Annotated in this window: 14 protein-coding genes; 11 read left to right on the forward strand and 3 right to left on the reverse strand. The window is 40.9% G+C overall.

Features of this window, described 5'->3' with window-relative positions:
- Nucleotides 1–150: 150 nt before the first annotated feature.
- The 9 genes from VK664_RS22020 (at nt 151) to VK664_RS22060 (ending at nt 17,096) form a co-directional block, all read left to right on the forward strand.
- A complete protein-coding gene (locus VK664_RS22020; RefSeq protein WP_461400865.1) occupies nt 151–3,570 on the forward strand; it encodes a hypothetical protein in 3,420 nt (1,139 codons plus the stop codon).
- A gap of 240 nt (nt 3,571–3,810) precedes the next feature.
- Entirely contained in the window at nt 3,811–5,130 is a 1,320-nt protein-coding gene (locus tag VK664_RS22025; protein ID WP_461400866.1) for a hypothetical protein, read from the forward strand.
- A 643-nt stretch (nt 5,131–5,773) separates the two neighbouring features.
- The gene (locus tag VK664_RS22030; RefSeq protein ID WP_461400867.1) at nt 5,774–6,469 is read left to right on the forward strand and encodes a hypothetical protein; all 696 of its coding nucleotides are present in this window, start codon (nt 5,774–5,776) and stop codon (nt 6,467–6,469) included.
- Nucleotides 6,466–7,308 carry an agmatine deiminase family protein gene (locus tag VK664_RS22035; RefSeq protein WP_461400868.1) on the forward strand — a complete coding sequence of 281 codons (843 nt, stop codon included), beginning with the start codon at nt 6,466–6,468 and terminating at the stop codon, nt 7,306–7,308. Before VK664_RS22030 ends, VK664_RS22035 begins: the two co-directional genes overlap by 4 nt.
- A gap of 623 nt (nt 7,309–7,931) precedes the next feature.
- Nucleotides 7,932–10,355: an ABC transporter permease gene (locus tag VK664_RS22040; RefSeq protein WP_461400869.1), complete on the forward strand. Its 2,424-nt coding sequence runs from the start codon at nt 7,932–7,934 to the stop codon at nt 10,353–10,355.
- A 332-nt stretch (nt 10,356–10,687) separates the two neighbouring features.
- Entirely contained in the window at nt 10,688–11,890 is a 1,203-nt protein-coding gene (locus VK664_RS22045) for a hypothetical protein (protein WP_461400870.1), read from the forward strand.
- Between the two features lie 77 nt (nt 11,891–11,967).
- A complete protein-coding gene (locus VK664_RS22050; RefSeq protein ID WP_461400871.1) occupies nt 11,968–12,528 on the forward strand; it encodes a condensin complex protein MksE in 561 nt (186 codons plus the stop codon).
- The gene (locus VK664_RS22055) at nt 12,515–16,183 is read left to right on the forward strand and encodes an ATP-binding protein (RefSeq protein ID WP_461400872.1); all 3,669 of its coding nucleotides are present in this window, start codon (nt 12,515–12,517) and stop codon (nt 16,181–16,183) included. Before VK664_RS22050 ends, VK664_RS22055 begins: the two co-directional genes overlap by 14 nt.
- A 52-nt stretch (nt 16,184–16,235) precedes the next feature.
- Complete coding sequence (locus VK664_RS22060; RefSeq protein WP_461400873.1) at nt 16,236–17,096, forward strand: DUF7281 domain-containing protein; 861 nt, start codon at nt 16,236–16,238, stop codon at nt 17,094–17,096.
- Between the two features lie 313 nt (nt 17,097–17,409).
- Here VK664_RS22060 and VK664_RS22065 read toward each other — a convergent pair whose 3' ends face one another.
- Entirely contained in the window at nt 17,410–17,721 is a 312-nt protein-coding gene (locus VK664_RS22065) for an HNH endonuclease (protein ID WP_461400888.1), read from the reverse strand.
- Nucleotides 17,722–17,841: 120 nt separating this feature from the next.
- Here VK664_RS22065 and VK664_RS22070 point away from each other — a divergent pair, with 120 nt between their 5' ends.
- Nucleotides 17,842–18,156 carry a helix-turn-helix domain-containing protein gene (locus VK664_RS22070; protein WP_461400874.1) on the forward strand — a complete coding sequence of 105 codons (315 nt, stop codon included), beginning with the start codon at nt 17,842–17,844 and terminating at the stop codon, nt 18,154–18,156.
- A 2-nt stretch (nt 18,157–18,158) separates the two neighbouring features.
- Nucleotides 18,159–19,397, forward strand: a complete 1,239-nt coding sequence (locus tag VK664_RS22075; protein ID WP_461400875.1) for a type II toxin-antitoxin system HipA family toxin — start codon at nt 18,159–18,161, stop codon at nt 19,395–19,397.
- Nucleotides 19,398–19,468: 71 nt separating this feature from the next.
- Here the strand turns inward: VK664_RS22075 and VK664_RS22080 are convergent, their stop codons facing one another.
- A complete protein-coding gene (locus VK664_RS22080) occupies nt 19,469–20,938 on the reverse strand; it encodes a sulfatase family protein (RefSeq protein ID WP_461400876.1) in 1,470 nt (489 codons plus the stop codon).
- Between the two features lie 376 nt (nt 20,939–21,314).
- Nucleotides 21,315–22,139, reverse strand: a complete 825-nt coding sequence (locus VK664_RS22085) for a hypothetical protein (RefSeq protein WP_461400877.1) — start codon at nt 22,137–22,139, stop codon at nt 21,315–21,317.
- Nucleotides 22,140–22,545: the final 406 nt, after the last annotated feature.

Raw genomic sequence — 22,545 nt, forward strand, 5'->3', positions numbered from 1 at the left:
GTTATGGCGGGAGAAAATTCCTTATAAGCGAGGCGTACTGCCTGATTTTTGCAGGATTTTAATTATTCCTAAATTTGAGAGATATTGCACCAATACAACTCCGAAGTCTTTTGGGGACACAAATACCTGCATTCGCAAATTTTTTTGAGGATGCTGTTTAACCGACTGCATCCGTCTCTCACGATGATGGCTATGAGATATAGAAAATCGCTTACCCTCCTACTGCTGATATTGCTTTCATTCACATGGGAGATTCCCACCTTAACAGCACAGGAATATGGACTTGCCTTTGCCAGTCATGAGGTTATTCCCGAGCATAGAACAACCCTGGATCTCTCGGGTCCGGCTGGCATTTGTTTCGATGAAAAAATGGAAATATCCTTTGAACTTGGGTTTGTGCCCGGTCAATCCGTGTATTTTGGTTATATCTTCAGACTGATAAATTCGGAAAATCAGAATATAGACCTGATCTATGATCAGCACAAAAATAATTTCAGGTTCATAAACCTCGGGACATTCACCAATATCGATTTCAATCTACCTCAAAACACACTGTTCGAAAAATGGACCAAAATAACGATCGGCATTGATGCCCGGCAAATGGTTACCTGCAAAGTGAATGACCAGGTGGTGCAGACAAAACAACTCAACTTCAAAAACAAATGCGTTAAGGTAGTTTTCGGAGCAAGCAATGAACGTAATTTCATTTCAAGGGACCTCCCGCCCATGAGGTTAAGGAATATTTCAATAACAACTGAAGGCCGGGCGAAGTATTTCTGGTCACTGAACGAATCTTCCGGCACGTCTTCAAAAGACCGGATCTCTGCAAAAGCAGCAGCAATTGTAAATCCAACCTGGATTCAACCAACGCATAGTAACTGGCGCATGCTGAGAGCCTTCACAATAAAAGGATCTCCAAGTGTGGCATTTAACGATATAACTGAAGAGCTGTATATAGTAACTGCAGATTCGCTGCTTACGCTTCCGGTGAATGATTCAAATCTTGTTGCCAGCGGTTTGGCGTCCCATCATTTTAACTTCCTGAGGGGTAATCAATCCATTTTTAATTCCCGTTTGAATCGCTTATTTAATTTTTATCCTGATCTTAAATTGTTAGCCGCTTATGATCCCGGTAAAAAAGAATGGAGCAAAAATTTTGACTCTGTACATCTGTCCGAGTTCTGGCAGGCCAATAAATTTTTCTCCGGCAATAATGATTTGTTCATCCTTTGCGGGTACGGGCAATTGAAATATAAGAACAGTATTCAAAAGACAAATCCGGCCAGCACTTCGTGGACAAACATCTCACCCCGCGGCGATTTTTTGGCTCCCCGGTATTTATCGGGCCTGGGCGTTACCTCGAGCGGCGATACCGCATATATACTGGGAGGTTTCGGAAGCAGTGAGGGCGATCAGTTGCTGAACCCGAAACATTATTACGACCTGTTGAGATATGAGGTAAAGACAAATACCATAAAAAAGTTATTCTCGCTCCGCGAGCCGCAGGAACAGTTTGTGTTTGCCAATTCAATGGTTATTGATGATGAGGCCGCGAATTATTATGCATTGATTTTTCCGAACAGCAGCTTTAATACCAATCTGCAATTAATAAAAGGTTCTCTTAGCGAACCATCATATAAATTATTGGGAAAACCTTTTCCTTATTCGTTCAAGGACGTGAGATCATTTGTTGATCTTTTCTATTGTAAAAAAAGCAAGAAACTCCTGGTGGTTACACTGTACACCAATGAAAATTCCATCACTGAATTGAAAGTGTTCACAATTAACTTCCCGCCTAATGAGATAAACCCGGTTAATGAAATAAACCCTATTGATGGATCAAACAGTGACACGGAAGAAAAACGATTTCCATGGATGTTGGGGCTGATAGCGGGTTTGATGGCCGTTATTGTGGCTGTGCTCGTTGTGTTTTTTGGGAGAAGACGAGGGGAAAAGGATATGCGCATTGCCGGTAGCGGCGCTTCATCAAGAAAGTTCGCGGGAGCGGATCTTGTGCAGGAGAAAGCGTTGGGTGGGGAAAATTCGAATGATGTTGGTAAAAAGTTAAGTGATAGGGTGAATAGGTCAAACAATAGCGGGAAAAAGCTGAGTGAAGGCGGGGAAGAATTAAGTGCTGACAGGAATAATTTAGATGATCGTGGAATTGACCAATCCTTAACCGGTAAGCAGTTAAATCATGGCGGGGATAAGTTAAATGATGGCAGTGTTGATCGAACCTTAACCGATAAGCATTTAAATGATGATGGAGATAAATTAAATGATCGCGGAGTTGATCAGTCGTTAACCGGTAAGCAAGAGAATGATGGTGGAGTTGATCAAGCCTTAAACCGGAAGCAAGTGAATGATGGCGGGGTTGATCAAGCGTTGAACCGGAAGCAAGTGAATGATGGCGGGGTTGACAGAGCGTTAACCGGTAATGAGTTGAATATGCCGGAGAATTGGCCACCAGTTCCCGGTTCCACAGGCTTGCCTGTTCAGGAGAAAGACACGTCTCCTGCAAGCAAGAGCGGGTTACCAGGTGAAGGTGGAGATTTGAGAGATATAAGTGGAGATTTGAGTAATGCAGATTTTAGGTTGATTGATAAAGATGATCCTTCTGATAAAGGCGATTCTTCTGATAAAGACGATTCTTCTGATAAAGACGATTCTTCGACTGATAAAGGAAAAAAGGATTTGCCTGTTGAGGTGAAAGACCCGGCAGTTGCACTAAGGGATATTCTTGTAGCTAAGCTGCCCGCATCACAGGGATCTGAACTTACCAATAGAGATATCTCCGAACCTGCCGATGAAAAATATGCTGGTGAAGATGATGAGTATGCGTTACCAACAGCCAGGATCACAATGTTTGGAAATTTCGAAGCAATTACTGCCACCGGGCAATATCTTACAAAGCATTTTTCTCCATTGCTGAAAGAGATGTTTTTGCTGATCCTGATTGATTCTTTGCGATATGATAAAGGTGTTTCAGCCGAGAAGCTGAATGAGACCTTATGGAACGATAAAGAATTAAAGGATGCAAAAAATAACCGGTCGGTAAATCTTGTTAAGCTCAAAAACCTTCTGGATAAGATCGGGGGCTGCACGATCAGCCGCGAAACCGGTACCTGGAAATTTGAATACGACCCTGCCCTGGTTTATCTGGACATTGTTGAATACTTCCGGATAATAAACAGCAAGCCGGCATCAAATCCTTTTTCTAATGCACATCGCATATTGGAGATCGTTAGATCCGGCAATTTTCTACAGGATGTTCATTATGAATGGCTGGATGGAGTGAAGGCAGAGATCTCGAATAATATCGTCGAATATTTGCTTAAATATTGTGACTACCTGAACACACAGGCACGCATAGAGGATATTATTTCTGTTTGTGATGCCATCTTCCGGTTTGATGAACTGAATGAGCTTGCGTTAGTATTGAAATGTAAGAGTCTTGTTGCCGTTGGAAGACATGCGCTTGCCAAAAGTTTCTTCAACAAGTTTTCATCGAAATACAAGGAAATATATGGGCGGGAGCCTGACCGGTCTTATATATCGATGTTATCATAAATAACATTTCGATGTTCTCAATATTTCGATGTAGTCATAATAACATTTCTATGCTGTCAATATATCGATGTTATCATAATTGGCATAGTATGATGCAGCTGATTTAACGCTTAACGAGTGCTTCTTATGAATGCCCGAATATTGTTTTGAGAATTGCCGCCTTCGAACATTTCGCTCATAGCACATTAGAATTTGAGTATTTTGTGAATATTATTTTGTGAATATTCTTATTATGCTTGTATGATAAAGCTTTGGAGAACCTTTTTATTGAGCCTGTTTTTGACTTTATTGAGCCTGTCTTTGACGGTAAGGGGAATTGGTCAGTCTAATGAATTACAGTTTTCAAGCGATGAAGTTATTCCTGAAAAAAGAACAGCAGCACAGGAAATCAACGGTCAGCTGGATTCGAAAGGTGTTTCAAAAAAAGTGTTGGAAAAATACCTGGAAAGGGCTATCACCATGGTGTACCTGCTTATGCCGGAAAAGCCTGAAGGTAACCGCGAATATCAATATCACGCAGATGATATCAGGATGATCAAAAATATAGGTGCAAAGTTTATTGGACGTGCGATCTATCGGTGGGGAGGTGAAAGCCTGTTGAATAAACCAGCATTCTGGGACACTGCGCGATCAATCATAAATGATCTTCATAATTACGACCCCGAAATCATGTTTCAAGGCTGCCTGTTCGAGATAATTACCGGGGAAGTAAACCAGGTTCCGGTTCCTGCCTGGGTTTTCGAAGGATATAATTTGCCGGTTGAGTCCAGGAATTTTTCTTATGATTCGATGTTGAATCGCCAGGGAAAATTTGTTGATCATTGGCGTAAAGGCAGCAGTGTACCTGATATCAGCGAAAGAGAAACGCAGTTATGGTTTTATTTTCTTGCCGGATCTTATATTAAACTTGGGTGCGAGGCTTTGCACCTTGGGCAGATCGAACTGATCGGGATGAATGATCCCGGTAGAATCAACTGGGCAAAAACAATTGAAAAGATTCGTGGCTTTGCTGCAGTACATGCACGCCGGCAATGGGTGCTACTGGATGCACATACCCCGCGCGGCGGTATGGTTAAAGATGGTAGAAGCCTGATTGATTTTAATTCTTTTCCTCTTCGGATCAGGCCGATCCCTGAAAAGCCTTATGAAGGTAAACTGCAGGTGGGTTATCTCGATGCGATCTTTAACAAAAGCCTGGGTTGCATCTCACCGAGCGGATGGAAAACAGATCATCTGCCATACCTTGTTGAGTTCGACAATTTCGGGAGAAGTAAATCGCCAAACGTGGCTGATACCAATTCTCATTTCATCTGGGGCTGGGATGAAATTTCATGGCTTTCTCTTCAGCCGGAGACATACCGTAATAACTGGCTTGTATATGCGCATAATTGGCTCCGCAGCACAGATCCGAATGGCCATCTCCAAATGCCTGGCAATCGTATGATCAGTTGTCCCAACGAAACACAGGGCAGCTATCGGGCCAACACGAAAAGCGCCGCCTGCCCGATCGGCTACTCCCAGGAGGAAACCATCAAAAGCTTATGGCAACGGAAACGCTAGGGCAGGAAACTAAGATTCTACTTATCTACCTATCTATCTATCTATCTTTCTATCTATTAATCCCGGCATAGCTTTAACGACATGTTTATCAAACCTAAGCGTCTTTGCGAAGCAATATGAGCTGCTCATATTATTATTCAACATTTCAAAAGGGAAGAACTAATAAAAAATGGTAACCGCCGATATTCGTTTTTGCGGAATTTTTTTTTTGACCGCTATTTCAGTCAAAAACGGGTCATTTTGACTGAAATAGCGGTCATTTTGAAAAATCGCTAAAATAGAATCCTTCCGGCGAACCTTGCCTGAATTTTTGGAACCCGGGGTCTTACGCAATCTCATCATTCATTCGTTAATTTCATAAGTCCATTATCATAATCATGTAAATGAAGTTTCAATATTTTTGAATCTCATAAATGTTTCAACCTACTATTATAATGACAGATATCAACAAACAGATACCTGGTGTTTTGGAAAAGATCAATGGCAGCGGCACTTTTGTATGCGCAGGCTGCGAATTATCCTTTGATTTATCCTTTGATTTATCTTTGATTTATTCTTTGATTTATCCTTTGAATTATCCTTTGAATTATCCTTGAATTATCCCAAATAAATCATTTTATAATTAAGAATCCAATCCCAACCCATGTTAAACCAGTCGTCACCTCAATTAAACCTTGAAATTAACAGTCAAACCAGGAAAACCGTTGAAGATAGTTTTGAAAGAATTGCAGGTGCTCTGCTTTCAGATTACCAGCTACTGGTGAATGATAGTGTTTACCGGTTAATTGATATTGAATTTTATTATTTTGCGCAAGACCAGTTTAATGATTCGTATGCCCATAAACATGAAGCCCAGCTTCGTTCCGGCAAATGGTATTTCCACGGTTCAGGGATAGACTTAACAATCGGAAATGGCATAAATTATGGCGGTATTCTTATCCGGGCAATGGCAGAAGTTTCCCCGCATGCACCTGCAGCAAAATATTTCATCCTGAAAGAAATACATGGTCCCTTGAAAGTAAAAACTGAAATCTCTTCAAAACTGCATGGTGCTTTTGAAGCCTTTCCCAATCATTTCCATTTTAATAATATCTCTGATGATAAAATAAAGGCAGGAATGAAGGACGCGGAATTTATCATCAAAACCAAAAGGATCGGATTGAACGCTGAAAACGATAGTCAACCAGAATCTTTCTACAATTCAAAATATCGCTTCGTTATCTTCCCCTCATTAAAACTGAAAGATAAAACCACGATTGCCCGCGACATGCAAGAACAATTCCCTGGCATGTCAATATTTGAGATCAATAAAGCATTAGGTTCAAAATTTTTAAAATGATCATAGATAGCGAGACCAACCTGCTGTACCTCGCAGATTCACTTCCAGTCAAGTATCCCGAATTCACGATAGGATTTCGGAAATCGCTGGTTCATCACAACATCGCTTTCAATTATCTCAACGGGACCAAAGACATTTGGGCGGTTGACTATATGCCCATTCAACTGGCAGCCAATAAATTTGTGGGCTTTAAATATTTGCCGGATTACCTTTTACGATCTGCAAAGGAAAGGGAAACTATATCCGACACTGATCAGATTTGCACAACGTTGGGTATAGATGTTGTAAAATCTGAGATCATCCTTGATGGCGGCAATATTATCCGCTGGAAAAACAAAGTCATCATGACTGATAAGGTGATACGGGAAAATCCTTCTCACAAAAAAACTGACCTGCTAAACTTGCTCACTGAACTATTTGAAGTCGATCAAATTATCCTGATACCACAGGATCCTTACGATGAGATAGGTCACTCGGATGGAATGATAAGGTTTCTTGACGGAGATACGGTATTGCTGAATGATTATTCGAAGGAAACGAAAAAATTCCAAAATGCTGTTCATAAGGCCTTGTCAGAGGCCGGACTAGCTTTCGAAATCATCCCCTACAATCCCTATGCGAATAAATATGATTTGCAGGCTACCGGAGTTTACATAAACTATCTTCAAATGGAAGATGTATTATTTGTGCCGGTTTATGGAATGAGTGAAGACGATGAGGTGGTTCGAAGGCTAGAAAATCTTTTTCCGGGATTAAGCATTGTTCCTATTGAGAGTACAGAGATTGCAGACCAGGGCGGCGTGCTCAATTGTATCTGCTGGAATATTCTCAAGCCATAGTATATTCTTTAGCATTCAATCTGAAGCCAATCAGCATTGGTTCGAAGGCAAAGATTTATAATTGGAATTGGCTGCCGGCCCAGTTCGTTCAACCCTAACCGAAATGATTTTTTTTTCTATTTTGTAATATTTGTCAGACTTTGTTGTCTTTAAGTCATTTTAAGAAATTGCAATTTTAAAACATTAGCATTCATTTAGAATTCAATCAGAATTCAATCAGAATTGAACATCAGATGTATCAAAAACGCAAGCTCTGCGATCAGGCAAAAACCTAACTTTCCACCTATCAATATATCCTTTTTTGCGGAAATTTTTTTTTGACCGCTATTTCAGTCAAAAAGGGGTGATTTTGACTGAAATAGCGGTCATTTTCAAAAATCGCTAAAATGGAATCCTTCCGGCGAACCTTGCCTAAATTTTTGGAACCCGGGTATTACAAAATCTCATCAGAATTGAACATCAGATGTATCAAAAACGTACGCTCTGCGATCAGACGGGAATCTAACATTCTCCTTATCAATCGATTAATCTCCGGCATAGCTTTAGCGATCTCTAAGCCGAACGTGCTAAACAGAGTTAAGCATAAAACAAGCTCTGACTGCAAATAACACAAACCCAACGCTATGCTAAAAAACTATCTGAAAACAACATTTCGATTTCTGCAGCGGAATAAAACTTTCAGCATCATCAATATTGTTGGACTTTCAATTGGAACCCTTTGCTGCCTGTATATCCTTTTATATGTGAGGGAGCAGTACCAGTTCGACAAACATCATAACAATACAGCTGATATTTTCAGAGTTGGTTCGGAATTGAAAAAAACAAGCGAAGGCGTACAATCGTTTCGATCATCTGTGGTGGCGCCGATAGCACCATTGCTAAAAAAAGATTTTGGGGAAATACTGCAATACACGCGTGTGGTACCTATGCTTGGTATTGAGAAACACCTGTTTCGTTACAAGGATAAGGCTGTATTTGAAAAAGACGCGATCTATGTCGATTCTATATTTTTTGATATGTTCAGTTACCATTTTGTTTATGGTAAAAAAGAAACGGCGCTGTTAGAACCTTATTCCATTGTATTGCTTCAATCTGTATCGGAGAAAATATTTGGTAAAGAAGATCCTGTTGGCAAAACCATCACCATGGAAAATGTGAATGGCAAACGGGAATTCGCCGTGAAAGGGGTTGTGGATGAAAGCCTGGGTAAATCGCATCTTAAAGCAGATGTATTTATCACCATGAACAGCGGTGATATCGGCGAATACGTTCTTTATACTGATAGCTGGATAAGAAACGGATATATTGATACCTATATAAAACTGAGACCCGGTACTTTGGTGGCTTCGCTGGAGAAAAAATTCCCGGCCTTTGTAAACCGTTATGCAGCACAACAGTTAAAAACAACTGGCACCGAACAGCGACTTTTTTTACAACCTCTTACCGCCATTCATACCGACAACCAGCTCGAGGGATATAAATATTCAAACCCGGTAAGCAGTACTTTCCTCACTATCCTGTCGGTAATCGCTATCCTTATCCAGGCCATAGCCTGTATAAATTTTATGAATCTCTCAACGGCCAGGGCATCAAAAAGAGCAAAAGAAGTCGGCGTAAGAAAAGTTATCGGAGCGGAAAAGACACAACTGGTCCACCAGTTTTTGAGCGAATCTTTCCTGATCACTGTGCTGAGTGTTTTTGTTGCAATACCCCTGCTTGTTATACTACTGCCTTTCCTGAACAATATAACAGAGGCCAATATCTCCCTATCCCATCTGGCGGATCCGATGGTATTGTTATTATTAACAGCCATTATAATCGTTACCGGCCTGGTGGCAGGAAGTTACCCGGCCTTTTATCTATCGGCATTTAGTGCCATCAAGGTGATCAAAGGAAATTTCTCGAACCATGTTTCTGCAACGGGCATACGAAAAACACTGGTAGTATTTCAATTTGTGTTATCTATAACACTGATCATCGGCATCATCATTATTTATAGCCAGCTGAATTATTTGAAGAATAAAGATCTTGGTTTTAAAAAAGAACAGCGCTTGATTTTCAACTTTAATACCGATGCGGGCAAGGGTCATATCCCGGCGTTTATGGATGACATGCGGAAGATTTCCGGGGTTGCAACAGTAAGTAATGCGAGCAAATATCTAGGCAGTCCTTTGTTTTTTTCCAATGGATTTTTTCTGAAAGGAGAGAAGGATGCAGATTCAAGGATGACTGATTTTGTAATCAGTGATGAATATTTTGTGAGGGCCAATGGCATAAAGTTGATAAGTGGCCGCGATTTTTTACCGACAGATTCAGCAAAGGTGTTGATCAATGAGTCGATGATGAAAAAGCTCAATCTCAATCCTCAAACCGCACCAGGCACTTTGTTATATGACAATCAAGACCGTGTGGAAGAAATCGTGGGAGTTATGAATGATTTCAATTATTCTTCTCTACATAAAGAGGTTAGCAATTTTCTTGTGTGGATGCGGCAGCCAAAGGATAATATCTGGTCAACCGTTATTGCCAGCACCAATACCGTTAACTATAAGGATTTATTATCAACCATCGAAGCTGCCTGGAAAAAGAACATCCCCGAAGAACCTTTTTCTTATTCATTTCTTGATCAGAAAGTTCAGCAACAATATGAATCTGAGATCTCGCTCTCGCGTATCATAAATTTATTTACAGTGATAGCCATTTTGATTTCCTGCCTGGGCTTGTTTGGTCTTGCTGCCTTCAGTGCACAACAAAGAAGCAAGGAAATTGGCGTGCGCAAGGTACTTGGAGCAAGTGTTACAAGCATTGCGCGTTTGTTGTCGATGGAATTTCTGAAACTAGTCGCAATTGCTTTTGTTATTTCAGCGCCGCTGGCCTGGATTGCAAGTAACAAATGGCTGGAAGGATTTGCTTATAAAGTAGATATTAGTTGGTTGATGTTTGCTATTGCAGCGTTAGTGGCAATGGCGATTGCGGTCGTGACAGTTAGTTTCCAGGCGGTGAGAGCGGGTATGATCAACCCGGTGGATTCGTTGAAGACGGAATAGTAGTGTTTTCCCATCTTGAATATTGGAAGAAGGCATATTGGTGCGCATTTTCTTAAAGGGAACAGCACATTATTTTCAGTATATGACCTTTGTCCCACCGAAGAGGTGACCGAACCCTGAGACAAACTTCACTTTGTGGCAATATTGATTGAAAGATTTTCTGCGAAAATTAAACACAAAAGCGAATTCAGCATACTTCAAGGATTTGAAAATATTCTTTTGCCATAGCTGCTAAAGCAGCCCCAAACTGTTCCTTGAAACTGCCGTGCAATTGTCCCTGCTTCGGGTTCAGGACAAGGCCGAGTCACGATTTTTTCCTTACTTGCACCGTTATGTCCTTATTCAATAATATAAACGAGTTAATAAACACACTTGGCTGGTCAAAAGAGCTGCTGGTTGAGATGTTTGAGAAACGAAGGTCGTTTCAATACAAATACGATCATGCCGTGGAAATCCTGGATGAAGATAAAATAGGTGCGTTGATAAGCCGGGGTATCGTCCGGCAAAATGGCCTTTATCTTGAACTGGATGATCAGTTCCAGGACTTCTTCGAACAAGTGCTCGAAGTGAACGAAGAAATAAACACCTCATTTATCAATGAAAATATTCTCCAGATCAAAGAAAATATAAATTTCTATCTGCAGGAAACCAATACCAACAGGCAGTTTAAGTATCTCAAACAAATCAAGTCGGCTTTGCGCAAAACAGGCCGCATTACCCTCCGGAATATCATTGATTTGAACAGAAATATCGAAAACGCCTTCAAAACCGAACCCAACTATAAGATCAAGATCTCGAAACTTGAATCATTCGACGAAAAAAGACGGGTGATCTTTAGCCTGATCGAACAGACAGAAAGATTGATATCAGGAGAAGAAAAAACTTTCTTTCTGTCAGCAACCGACGAAGAGTTAAAACAGCTCAATCAACAGCTTAAACAACAGCTTACCGAAGCAAGACATAACCTGATCGAGACCCAAAAGCAGATCATCCAATACCTGAACCAGGTGAAATACCATTCAAACCTCTTAATAAAAATCAAACAACTAAAATACCTCAAAGATCAATTCGAATTGAGTTCCAAAACAAACCTGCACGATGTCCTGGTACAAAAAAACGATGTGATATTTGAACCGAATCCCTCCTACTCAATCAAGTTATCACTCGATTTTATTCAGACAGACGAAGCATTTCAGAGCATTAAAAAAGTTGCCGTCCGCATGAAGTTGCCGAAATCCTCACTACTTCCGGCGGCAGATATGATCTCCCCGGAATACCTCGCAACTGTAACCGAAGAGGAAATATTTATCAATCTCCAGGAAATAAAAAACAGCTTTATCGCCTCGGGAAATCACCTCTTCAATTTCCTGACAACGTACCGCTTTCCAAGACCGGTAAGCTATGAAGAAAAGGTAACCGTGTTTTGCCAGATGATTGGGATTTTTGAAGATGAATTTGATGTTTCCGGCAATTACCAGCAGGATGATCATGTAGAATATGCATTGGTGTATCCAAAGCAGCACCAAATATTATAAACTAAAACCAGTATATCAATAACCACATGTCAATACCCATATATCAATACCTTACATATCAATAAGCGAATATCAACATGAAAAGTACCCGATACACAAAAGATATATTTGAAAAATTAAGTAAGGGAGAGTTTATCTGCTCCAATAGCAAGCCTGAAAACGTTAATCTGTATAACGTTGCAGATGCTCATTTCGAAGAGCTTGAGAGCTATTTTTCGGCAATCGGTTTTATCCTCGAACGTGGAGATGAATATTTTTACTTTTCGCGTCCCGAACAGAAAGCAGATCTTGAAAGAAAAATTGAACAAACATATCGCTGGATCGACATCCTTGACTTCTTTAAAACTTTTGATACCGGCTTTAGTGCAGGACATCGTTTTACGGTCAGCGATATCATCGGGCAAATGAAAGTTGATGCAAGCCTGAACGAGAAACTACTGGGCATGCGCAAGCTTGCAGGAGAAGGAACAATACGCCAAAAAATTGAAAAGCTTATAGGTGAACTTGAAAAATATGATGTGGTAGAAATAGAAAACAGCGTCACCGAACAATACAAGGTCCTCTCTTCATTTAAATACCTGGAACAACTGGTAGCAAATATTCATATATCGGAAGAAGTTAACTATGAGATTTCTTAATAAAGTATTTTTTATCAACAGCGCTACCATTCCATTTGCCGAAGTGATGCTCGATGGCAATGTTCACCTGATCGGTACACAAGGAGTTGGAAAAAGCACATTACTGCGTGCGGTGTTATTCTTCTATAATGCTGACACCATAAAACTCGGCATCAGCAAAGAGAAAAAAAGCTTTGCGGATTATTACTTTCCGTTCCGAAATAGCTATGTAGTCTATGAAGTGATGCGTGAGAACGGAGCATACTGCATTCTCGCGTTCAAGAGCCAGGGAAAGGTTTGCTTTCGTTTTATTGACACTGCATTTGACCGCAAATATTTTGTTTCCGGGGATGGTGTTGCATTTGAAAAATGGGAAGATATCAGGCAAATGCTGGATGCCGGCAAGATCTTTTACTTTAATAAAATCGATCGTTATGAAGAATACCGAAATATTTTGTACGGAAACCCGGAAACAACAAAAAAGGATCTTATCAGGTTTTCACTATTGCAAAGCAAGCAGTATCAAAATATTCCGCGTACCATCCAGAATGTATTCCTGAACTCAAAGCTTGATGCTGAGTTTATAAAGCAAACAATCATCATGTCTCTCAACGAAGACGATATCGTGATTGATCTTGCCAGTTATACTCATCACCTGAAAAATTTTGAGCGACAGCTGTCGGATATTTATCGCTATAAACAACCGGCTGTTCGAAAAACAGCAGAAGAAGCAGTGAACCGGTTGCTTGCTGTCCGTCATCACGAAAAAGAAAAAAATCAGCTATCGTTACAACTGGCCTGGTCAGCAGCTGAAACAAAAAGAAAACTGCCCAGACTTCAGACCGCATATAATTCCTCTCTTTCCGAAAGAGAAATATTGAATCAAAGCGCCAGCGCCGCTGCGACAAGGTTCCAGAATAAATCAGTAAAGATCCGCGATGAGATCAGTGCAATAGAACACGATCTTAAAAAGGCAAAAGAAAAGGCAGATCATTATAATAAGGTGAACATTGAACATCTACTTGAACTGGCAGCCAGCAAACCGACCCTTGAAGCGCGGCTAAATGAACTAAGTGTAGAAAGGCAATTGCTCACTTCAAAGCATGGAGAAATTACCCAAAAATATGAGGCGATTGACCAGGCTTTACAGAATAGTCTTATGCAGACAGAACATGAAATTGCAAAGGAACGGCTTGCAATAATTGAGCAAGTGTTCAATGAAGAAAATACCGCCAGGAAATTTTTTGAGGACCTTGCTGTTCAGTTGAGATCAAACACGGCAGTAGCCATTGCACAAGCCAGGGAAAAAATCCGGGATCAACAACAATCGCTGACGGAGATCAAATTAGAGCGTGAATCAGCACGCCACCGGAACTATTACGAATCAGAAAAGCGGCTGGTATCGCAGCAGATCCAGGATCTGCAATTATCGATACGATTCGGTGAACAGGAGTTAATTCACCTCGCTAACCAGCAGGAAACCCTGAAAAAACAATGGGAAATTGAGGACACAGGTATCAAACTTGAGACCGGGAATATCCTTGATAAACTGCAGGCAAAGGTGGATACACTGAAAATGCAGCTGAAAGAAACTGAAAGTAAATTGAACGACGATCATTCATTTTATTCGTGGCTGAATACTAACGTGTCAGGATGGCAAAATAATATTGGCAAAGTCTGCACAGAGAAAGTCTTATTCGATCGTTCGCTTGAGCCATCGCTTAATACTTTATCCGAAGGAGATGCGACATCACTAGAAAAAGATTTCTTTGGGGTAAAAATCAATCTGGGTGAAATAGATTTCCAGGTGAAAACACTGGCAGAACTGGAAGAAGAAAAAGAATCATTGAAAATTAAATTCGCTGAGCAGCAGCAAAATTTTCAATTAGCACAACAGGAAAACAAGGATCAACTTGATAAACTAAGAAAGAAGTTTCAGCCCCAAATAAAAAGTTTAAAAGATGCAGCTATTGAGTGCCGTTATAAACTCGATCGCGAGAGCGATCAGCTGCAACAGGCACAGTTATTTAGCAAAGAGCTTGAATTAAAAGCTGTCCGGGAGAAAGACCAGGTGCTTTCTAAACTTGAGGAGAAGATTGCTTCTGCCACGGATGTACTTACTGCATCAGATTTCGAACTATCTTCTATTGAAACTGAACTTACAAAACAAATACGGACAAAAGAGAAAGAGCATCACAAACGTGTTGGTTTAATAAGGGAGGCCAAAGCCGTCCAGGAAAACAAAATGGAAGAACGGCGCGTCGAAGTCAGAAAAAATTACCAGGATCAACACGATGAACTGTTGTTGCGTCAAAAGCAGGAACTACGGGGTAAGGGCGTTGATACAGGACGGTTGAGCGAGATCGATAACCTGGCGGAACCGTTACAAAGGGATCTCGCGCTGATTGAAAAAAACCGCGATATCGTTACCGAATACAGGAAAGACAAAAGGGAATTTATTGACAAGGCTGATGATTTCAAAATGTTGAAAGCGTCGTTTGAGAAGCAGCATGAAACAGAATTGAAAAAGTTTAACTATCAGAAAACGATTTACGAAACAACGTTGGCTGATCTCGATAAAAGAACAGAAGATCTGAAAGATGAATTGCGGGAATCGGCAGATAATATAACGGCATTTAACAATTTCACTGTATCAGATGCATATGCAGGTATTGACCCGGTATATAAAGAAGAGAAAGATATCTACCGGAATGAAAGAGTTTGCCGCGCTTTGATCGATCTGATAAACGAATCGATCTATATAGCCATTAATAAGTTGGATGAACTGAAAGAAAACATCAACAAGTTCTCCGGTAATTTTTCGCCTGATAATATTTTTAATTTCAAAACAACCTTCACAAGTAAACAGGACTATACAGAATTTGCCGATCATCTGAATGAATTTGTACATAACAGTAAGATCGAAGAGTTTGAAAAACGTGTAAATGAACGATTTGCGAGTATAATAAATACGGTAGGCAATCAGACCGGTTCGCTGATGTCGAAGGCAGGTGAAATCCAACGGGTGATCACAGCGATCAACAACGATTTCCAGAACAAGAACTTTGTCGGCGCCATCCGAAAAATAGAACTGAAGCTGGATGAAAGCTCAAACCGCGTTGTTCAGTTGTTACTTGAAATTAAAAAATTCAATGATGATCATAGTTTTGACCTGGGTGGAATGAATTTATTTTCAACATCTGACCAGTTTAATAAGAATCAGAAAGCGGCGGACCTGCTAAGGCATTTCGGCAAAGCGATCACTGAGTATAAACTGGATGCAATTTCCCTGTCAGATTCGTTTGAGCTTAAATTCAGGATTGAAGAAAATGATAACGATACCGGCTGGGTTGAAAAGCTTTCTAATGTTGGTTCTGAAGGCACGGATGTGTTGGTTAAAGCCATGATCAATATCATGTTGTTAAATGTTTTCAAGGATGCTGCCTCAAGAAAATTCAAAGACTTCCGGCTGCATTGTATGATGGACGAAATCGGCAAACTTCATCCTAATAATGTGCGGGGAATTCTCCAATTCGCGAACGACAGGAACATCAATCTGATCAATGGCTCGCCTACTGAGAACAACCCACTTGATTACCGCCATATTTACAAACTTGAAAAAGATATTAACCGGCACACCAGGATCAAAAGGATAATATCAAAAACGGATAGATAATAAATTTCAACAAATGAACCTCCCCTAACGGATTGATAGTAAATTTCAACAAATGAACCTCCCTTTAAATCTTGCAATTAAGATTGAAGACATGATGATGGAAGGAGCGGCATTTCCTGCATCCTCTTTGAAGTCGGCTGTTATTCAAAGGATGGTGGAGGATGGTGTTATCCTTAAAATCCATATCGGCCGCACCCAGGCCACATACCGGGTTACTGATCCCGCAGCTATGAAAGCCTATCTTCTAAATAATTTCGGCATCCGCGACCTAAGTGCCTATATCCGGCAGTTTAACTCGGAAACACTTACCCGGGGCGAAGCAATAGAAATTTCCGGCAATTCAAAGTTTCGTTCTCTACGGACTTTCCATGGCTTTTTAGTGAACTGTTACGAGCCGATCCAATGCATATTAAAAAATGAATCGTTTATTATTCAACCTGTACCCGGCAGTTTTATATTTATTTATGATTTTCGCAGTTTCCTGCCCGACTCTTCTGTTACCATTGTTGGCGTAGAAAATCCGGAAAATTTCAGGTATTTAGCAGAACAGCAATACTTATTTAACAACATTAAGCCTTTATTCGTGAGCCGCTATCCTTATAGCAGTGATCTCATCAAATGGCTTCAGCTTATCCCAAACAAGTATTTACATTTTGGAGATTTTGATTTCGCTGGATTAAATATTTATCAGAATGAATACCAACGGCATCTTGGAGAAAAGGCATCTTTGTTTGTGCCTGGGGAAATAGAAATGCTTTTGCAAAATTATGGTAATCGTGAATTGTATATTAAACAGTCGCGCCTTGCAAACAACTTAGCACAGGGCGGCAATTTTGATCACCTGTTCATGATGTTTCACAAATACAAAAAAGTACTGGAGCAGGAAATTTTTATCAGGAGAAAAATCAATTAATGAGAGCTTCCCAAAAGCATGTATGCGGGATTTAATAAAAAGTGTAATTCCCGACTTATCCGGTTTTGCGAAAATATTTTAATGACCGTTATTTCAGTCAAGATGGTGGTTTTGCCTGGAATAGCGGTCATTTTAAAAAATTGCAATTTTGAAACGTTGCCGCAGTGTTGAAAGCTGGTGAGATCTATTTCCGCAATGCCATTGTGATTAGGAATTGAATCAGTGTTCCCATCTGTATGAACAATGTTGAACAACACAAAGCGGGCTATCTCTATCAATGGACTTAAATATTCTTTAGGTCAATATTACTCCATTAGTAATAATCGTCGCGGAAGTAACGCCTCCTCCCTCCGTAACTATAGCCAGGGCCGAATCTCCTGGTGTCATACTCATGTACTCGGCTGTGTTCGTACTGATTACGAAACACCCATAAATTTTCAGGACAATTATTTAGCTTATTTCTGTCCATGTGATGGACTACCTCTCCGGCTCTAAGTGCTCTGCCTAATTTCTTCTCTGCGGCCCATCTGGAGACGGACTTCCCGCTGTCTGAAAAGCGTTCATAACCGTATTGGTCAATAAAGGTTCCTGCATGGCATTGGTTGTAATAGCCGTTACCGAACATTACGAATTTGCGGCTTTTCAATACTGTCCAATGGGTTAAGTAATGGGGCAAATAAAATCCTTATTATAATGTTGATTAGAGCAAACATTTTATGTATATTTGTTTACTATAACAAACATTATGACTACCCGAAGCATCGTATTGTTACCAAAACAGCAAGCTATTCTCGAACAGCTGGGTGAAAATATCAAGCTGTCACGCCTTCGCCGAAAACTGTCAACCGTGCAGGTATCAGAGCGGGCAGGCATCAACCGGACAACTCTCTGGAATATCGAGAAAGGCTCTCCGCAGGTAGCAATGGGAGCCTATTGCCAGGTATTGTTTGTGCTTGGCCTGGCAGATGATTTACTCAAAATAGCAACGGATGACGAACTTGGCCGGAGACTGCAGGATGTTGAATTGGTAGTAAAGAAACGAGCCCCAAAGAAGAAATAATTATGGACATTTTTGTATATGCAGACTGGGAGAAACTGAAAGGACCCTTACCATTGGGAACATTGTCGGTAATCCATACTAAGGGCCATCAAGTGGTCTCGTTTGAATATGATAAAGACTGGATCAAATCGGGGCTTGCACAAAATTTGGATCCTGATCTGCAATTATATACAGGTCCGCAATACCTTGGGAAAGACAAAGCCAACTTTGGTGTCTTCATGGATTCATCTCCAGACCGCTGGGGAAAAACATTAATGGACCGTAGAGAAGCAATCCTTGCAAGACAAGAGAATCGAAAACAGAAAAAGCTTTTTGAAGAAGATTACTTGTTAGGTGTTTATGATTTGCACCGAATGGGTGGAATCCGATTCAAAGTTGCGGGAAATGACAATTTCCAGCACGAAGATAAAAGCTTTGCCGCCCCTCCTTTTACTTCGCTCCGTGAACTGGAACAAGCAAGCATAATATTGGAACAGGATGCATTGAAAGACATCGAAGCACTAAAATGGATCAACATACTTATAGCACCGGGAGCCTCCCTTGGTGGCGCAAGACCAAAAGCAAGTGTGCTGGATGAAAATGGTCATCTTTGGATCGCGAAATTTCCCAGTGTGAAAGATGGTCATAATGTGGCAGCATGGGAAATTTTGGCCAATGATCTGGCGATACAGTCAGGAATTATAATAGCCGAGGGAAGCGTTCGTCAATACAATAGTGAACACCACACCTATCTATCCAAACGGTTTGACCGTACAAGCAAAGGTAGTCGGATACATTTTGCCTCTGCCATGACACTTCTTGGCCATACGGATGAGGCCGCAGGAGTATCCTATCTTGACCTTGGAGAGTTCATAATGCAACAGGGTGCATCCCCCAAACGCGACCTTGAACAGCTCTGGCGTCGCATAGTTTTTTTCATTGCCATCAAAAACACCGACGACCATCTTCGCAACCATGGATTCCTCCTTACAGACGCCGGGTGGGAACTTTCGCCTGCATATGATATTAACCCCATTTATTACGGCACTGGCCTTTCACTTAATATTTCGGAAACGGATAATGATCTCAACTTTGACTTAGCCCTTGAAGTCGCTAAATATTTCCGGCTTAAGGATCTACAGGCAAAGGAGATTATCGCCGCTACCAGGAAGATTGTCAGGCAGTGGCAGAAGGTGGCAGATAAATACCAGATTCCTTCGAAAGAAAAGGATCTAATGGCAGGGGCTTTTGAAAATAATTGACACTTTCCTATCCTTTTATTTTGTTTTAATATTTCGCGGTGCACTTTCCAGAATAAAGCAAAACCAGGCCTCTAATCAACCTTTGCAGCAGTTCGTCTTTCCCTACCATTTTGTTTCGTAAGGTCATCGCCCAGCATTTCGCGATATCTATCTCCTATCGCCATTAACTGCCGGACAATTTCAGGATGCTGATCTTTGATATCAAGGGTTTCTCCCGGATCAGTGCGCAGGTCATAAAGGGCAAGACTAACCGAATCGGTAACTACTTTCCCCGGGAACCCATCAGCACCTCTTTGTGTCTTCTTATAAGTTTGTGAAGTGGCCGGAAAAACCAATTTATATGTTCCTTTGCGAATTCCTTTAAGACTGTTGGTATTATAATAGTAAGCCAGTTCATCGCGTGGATTAGCAGCTTCGTCTCCCGCGAACAATTGATAGATATTCACTCCATCTATCTTCTTTGCAGGTAGCGTCGAATTGGTAATAGCTGCGATAGTTGGTAGCAGATCAATACTGGATGCAAGCTTATTACAGATAGTACCAGCCTCGATTTTTCCGGGCCAGCGTATCATGAACGGAACTCTTACTCCTCCTTCCCATACCGTGCCTTTCCCCTCGCGCAAACCACCGGAACTTCCGGCATGATTACCATAGTTAAGCCAGGGGCCATTGTCGCTTAAAAACATAACAATGGTATTCTTTGCGATCTTCTGTTCATCAACTGCTTTCAGAATCTCCCCTACCGACCAGTCGATCTCTGTCATCAGATCTGCAAAAAGTCCCGCGCCGGTTTTGCCTTGAAAATTTTTAGAGACTGCTATCGGCACATGCGGCATGTTGTGTGCCAGGTAAAGAAAGAATGGTTTGTTCTTATTCTTACGGATAAAGGCAACCGCTTTTTCGGTGTACATCTTTGTCAGTTCGCCCTGGTCACTTAGTGTTTTGATTTCCCTGACCATTTTATTTCCTTCTATCAAAGGTAGCGCCGGAAATTTTTTTCTTGGGTTGGATGTATCTGTTATTGGATTACCATCAAAATCAACAGGCCACATGTCGTTTGAATAAGGAAGGCCGAGGTATTCATCAAAGCCCTGTTGTAATGGAAAAAAAGGCTGTTTCTGACCGAGATGCCATTTACCTACCATCCCGGTGGCATATCCTTTTTTCTTCAGCAGTTCAGCCATCGTTTCCTCTTCCGGGTTTAATGCTATCGGGCTCCATGGCATGAAAGCACCAGATATGCCGAGCCGATTTGGATAACAACCGGTAAGCAGCGCAGCCCGGGACGCGGTGCATACTGCCTGCGGAACATAAAAATGAGTGAAGCGCATACCCTCGCTGGCGAGGCGATTGATATTTTTTGTCTGATAGGGAAATCCTCCATAAGCACCTACATCGCCATAACCCATATCATCCATGAAGATAAGAATGATATTGGGGGAAGGGTCAGCCACCGGTATCATATTATCTTCTGCCGGCACTATGGGATAAAGACCAAATAGTACAAAAAGTACAGGAAGATGTATTAGATTTTTATGCATATACCATTTATTATGATTAGAGGAAGTTAAGCTGAAAGTTTGAAACCTCGTTTTGGTTCAATGCTTAGCCTGACCAGAGCAGTGCTTACCAGCAGGAGACTCGGGGACAAGTATCAATAATCTATTTACGCTGATAGCCATTTCGACCTGCTGACTTCAACTCCAAAAATAAATGTGCAAAGCATATATGTGCTGCGAATTCGCTTTTCAATACTGTCGCATGGATTAAGTAATGGGGAAAATAAATAGCTATTATAATGTTGATGTCACTGCCGACATTCTTTTTTGCGAAAAAATTTTAATGACCGCTATTTCAGTCAAAATAATCCCTTGACTGAAATAGCGGTCATTTTGAAAATTAATTGTAATCAATCCTTCAGGCTATGCCTGACTGATGTTCAGTTCGCGATGTTGTCCCGTATTCAACGGCCCAACCTTTCTTCTTTATCTCATCCATTAAGAAATCAATTTTGTTTGCATGTGTAGCTTTTGCGGAAATCCTCGCTTCCCAGGCGTTTGATCTTGCAGCTGAATGTGGAACATTAATGACTCTTTTATTTATTTCAGGAAATGCTGTATGCATCTCTTGTAAAGCAGTTTTTGCGGGTAACCCGAAGGCTATGATTCCCAGGGGATTCACCAATTTAATTTCTTCACCAAGAGTTCGCACAAACAATTGCCGGATTTCAAACGGGATGAACTCTTTATGACCAGGTGGCGAGGACTTTTGCCGGTCACCTTGAGCAATATTTTTTTTAATCCAAATTTTATTAATGTCCGTCAAATACACCCCGAATCCCTGATCCATAAGCCCGGAAACTAATTTCCATATTAGCGAACACTTCCGTTGTCTGCAAATTCGTGTATGCAACCCAAATGGGGATCCAATGACGATTTGCAATTCGGCATTTTGTTGACTGTAGTCACGATTTCGCAGGGGATCCTCGGCCAGCAACATGATATAGTTGCCATTGAAACCTTGTTTCGGCTGTAACCATGATGGCAAATCAATTCCAACTGTGTTGTCAGGGCTGCTATAGGCGGCTGCAAACTTTTCATTTGAATTTCCACACTTAAATAATAAGCTCCTTTGCCAGACAGGCTCTAAGTGGGGAGTAATTTCCTGATTGAAAGCATTAGTAAAATCCTGGTAAACGTGAAAGATCGGAAGATGCTCGACCGTATCATAAGCAATTTTCAATGCCGGTTCAATATCCTTAAACAAGTGCGAAGGGCAGAATTCATATTGCTCCGAAAGTGAAAGCTTCATATTATAGGATTTGGATTGGCTCAAGATAATCCGCGATTACTAAATCTACAAGTAACAATTTATTTTATTAGCATTCAGATATGTTGATTGCCAATGCGTGGTCCATCGAAGTTTTTTCTATTTCCCGACTTCAATGTACATAGTTGGGATTTTCAGTATGTACTAATAAAAATGATTATATTCAATATGCATTTCACAGTTCCATACAAACTCTCATAGTTCCCCATTCATCCTATTTAAATTCTGCAATTTATCCCCTGGTTAACTTAAGTCACGGTTGAGGAATTCCTATATCGATCTCTGTTAGTGGTTCAATCTACACTTAAACCAACCAGAT

The sequence above is a fragment of the Flavitalea sp. genome, from assembly GCF_035489435.1.
In the GTDB taxonomy this organism is placed as follows: domain Bacteria; phylum Bacteroidota; class Bacteroidia; order Chitinophagales; family Chitinophagaceae; genus DATHKG01.